The sequence below is a fragment of the Marinobacter sp. UBA2498 genome, assembly GCF_002341575.1.
Classification (GTDB): domain Bacteria; phylum Pseudomonadota; class Gammaproteobacteria; order Pseudomonadales; family Oleiphilaceae; genus Marinobacter; species Marinobacter manganoxydans.
Genome location: NZ_DDOI01000059.1, coordinates 54,678 through 57,461, shown reverse-complemented (window position 1 = coordinate 57,461; position 2,784 = coordinate 54,678). Strand labels below are relative to the sequence as shown.

The window sequence follows — 2,784 nt, the reverse complement described above, 5'->3', positions numbered from 1 at the left end:
CTGACCGTCACGGACCGGGATATCCTGGTGAACGGTCGGCTGGTAGTGAAACGCGACGCCTTCCAGACGTTTGACGGACAGGTGGAGCCTGCCCTGAAGCAGGAACTGGACTATCAGGCCAGTCGCTCGTCGGCACCTGCCCCGGATGCGGGTCGACCCATTACCATTCTCGCAGACCGCGAACTGCCCTACGAGCTGCTGAAAAAAATCATGTCCACCTGTGTGGACGCCGGTTACGCCAGTATTTCCCTGGCGGTTAATCAGCGTGCGGAACAGGGAGCCTGACCATGATGGATTATCGGTACGGATTGCCCTGGAATCAGGAGCGTGGTGAACGTAAGCGGTTGTTGGCTGCCGCTGTTTTTGTGATGCCATTGTTCCTTGCAATTGCAGGTTATGTCAGCTGGGTAGAGCTGCCAGAACGTGACAGGCAGGAACAGGAAGCTCTGCCGCCTCAGCTGGCCAAGCTGATCATCGAGAAAAAGGAGCCCCCAAAACCGGTGATGCCCGAGCCGGAGCCCGAACCGCCGAAGCCTGAGGAAAAGCCGGTGGAACAGGCCAAACCAGAGCCCAAGCCGGAGCCGGTTCCTGAACCGGTGATGCCGGAACCCGAGCCGGAGCCTCAGGTAGCCGAAAAACCGGAGCCCAAGCCAGAACCCAAGCCTGAAGAGGTCGCCAAGGCGAGGGAGAAGGCAAAGAATACCGGTATTCTCGCAATGGGGAACGAACTGAAGAAACTCAGTTCGCTGGCGGAGTCGGTCAAGCTGGATGGCCCGGTTGCCAATACAGCGGAACCTATTGCCCGCAAAACCGGTGATACTTTGGCCTCGCGCGCGACCGCGAGCGCGAAGAGCAGTGGGGTGAACGAGGAAGCGCTCAACCGGGAGGCCGGTCAGGTCGCCCTGGCCGAGCGTCAGCGCGCGGAAGTTGCCGAAGCAGAGAGAGTTGCTGCGGTGAAAGAGGCGACACGCAAGGAACAGCAGGAAACTGCGGCCAGAACCCGGAGCAAGGAAGAGTTGCGCCGGACCATGGATGCCAACAAATCCGCGATCTACAGCATCTACAACCGGGAGCTTCGGCGCAAACCGTCGCTGCAGGGAAGTATTACCCCAGAGTTGGTCATTGAGCCGAACGGTGCAGTATCGAGTTGTTCGGTGGTGGAATCTACACTCAATGAGCCGGCGCTGGAGAGCAAGATCTGCAATCGTCTGAGGTTGGTGGATTTCGGGGCCCGACCGGGCGTTGATCAAACCAAGATCCGTTATCCGATCGAATTGCTGTCCAGCTAGGGCGCTGGACAGCAAGGATGCCGCTTAGCGTTTCCGGGTTGTGGTCGCGATCACGACACTGACCAGTCCGGAGCCTACCAGGGCACCAACGAAAGGCATCAGGGTGGGAATGCTGCCGGGGAAGCTGGCAGCTTCCAATCCGGCCATCAGGCTGCCACCGGTAATCCATCCGGGCAGAATCGCGCCGAAAAGTCCCGCCAGACAGCCCAGGATCGCCGCCCTCGTGGTCATTTTTCCCCAGAGCCCCATCAGTACAGGCAGAACCGCCGTGGCGCAAAGCAGGTCTGCGATCAAAAATAGCCGCAGCACGGAAATCCCCTGAAGTGCCACCAGAACCACAGGAATCATCAGCAGCACGGTAAACCATCGGGCACTGACAATGGACAACCCCTGTTTTTCGGTAACCGCCAGCGACGCAAGTGCGTTCTGCAGGGTATCCACCGAGGATGCCACGAGTGTGATGGCCAGGATCAGGGCCGGTAAAGCGAGCCAGGCCGGCGCATCAGCAAGCAAGGCAAAAAACGGAATCGGCGGGCTGCCAAGGTCGGCGCCGCTCATGGCCGCCAGTATTCCCAGCCCGCCAACCACGGCGACAACGGCGATGGTGACCACGCCGCCCAGCAACGCGCCGCGGCTCAGGGCGTCCGTATCACGAGCCGACCATAAACGCTGCCAGTATCCCTGGTGGAACAGGTTGGCGGCGGTGACGGCAATCACCAGGGTCAGCGCCACGCTCAGGGCCGCCGGCGCGGGGATATCCGGTAGCGCTGCGGGTGCTGCGTCCGGAAGCTTGCCTACGGCAACAAAACTGACGATAGCCAGCAAGCCGATCAGCAACAGCGCCTGCCATTGGTCGGTAACGATGCTGGCCCTGAGACCACCGACAGCGGTGTATACCAGCGTGGTTATGGCAACGCCAATGACCACAATGCCGCCATCAATACCGGAAAGCAGCGACGTTATGGCACCAATGGCAGTAAGCTCCGCGGTGAGAAAGCAAAGCATGTAGAGCACCGAGATCGTCGAAACGTAGCGGCGTACGCCATTGCCATAACAGGCGTTGGCGAATTCGCCGATGCTGCGTCCTTCCGGAAGGAAGCGGCGAATAGCGGGGCCACAGAAAGCGAACACGATAAACGGCAAGGCGGCGCCCAGGGCATAGCCAGCCAGAGCCAGAGGGCCGACCAGTGCGCCAACCTCAGGCGGGGCAAACAGTATCCAGCCGCCCATGCCGGAAGCGAGGAAAGACAGTCCGAGGGCCCTGGCTCCCTGACTGTTTCTTGCCGTTACATAGTCATCCAGTCCGCCGTCGGCGAGACGGGCTCTCAGTCCGAGCCAGGCAAACAGGATCATGGCGACCACGATCGCCGCGAGGGTGGTATAAAACATCGGGAGGTTCTCCGCCGTTCATCAAGCGGGCCATAGTGCCACAACGGCGGAAGCGGGGCGAGATACGTTGGCCCGCAGGAATGCGGGCCACGCAGAGCTCTACTGC

General features: G+C 60.7%; 3 protein-coding genes. 2 read left to right on the top strand and 1 reads right to left on the bottom strand.

Annotated elements, in window-relative coordinates:
• The coding region (locus tag B2W52_RS07485) for an ExbD/TolR family protein (RefSeq protein ID WP_286802215.1) at positions 1–285 on the top strand (285 nt) is incomplete at its 5' end.
• 2 nt (positions 286–287) lie between these two features.
• Entirely contained in the window at positions 288–1,289 is a 1,002-nt protein-coding gene (locus B2W52_RS07480) for an AgmX/PglI C-terminal domain-containing protein (protein WP_286802213.1), read from the top strand.
• 24 nt (positions 1,290–1,313) lie between these two features.
• Here B2W52_RS07480 and B2W52_RS07475 read toward each other — a convergent pair whose 3' ends face one another.
• Positions 1,314–2,678, bottom strand: a complete 1,365-nt coding sequence (locus tag B2W52_RS07475) for a sodium:solute symporter family transporter (protein ID WP_273070466.1) — start codon at positions 2,676–2,678, stop codon at positions 1,314–1,316.
• Positions 2,679–2,784 lie beyond the last annotated feature (106 nt).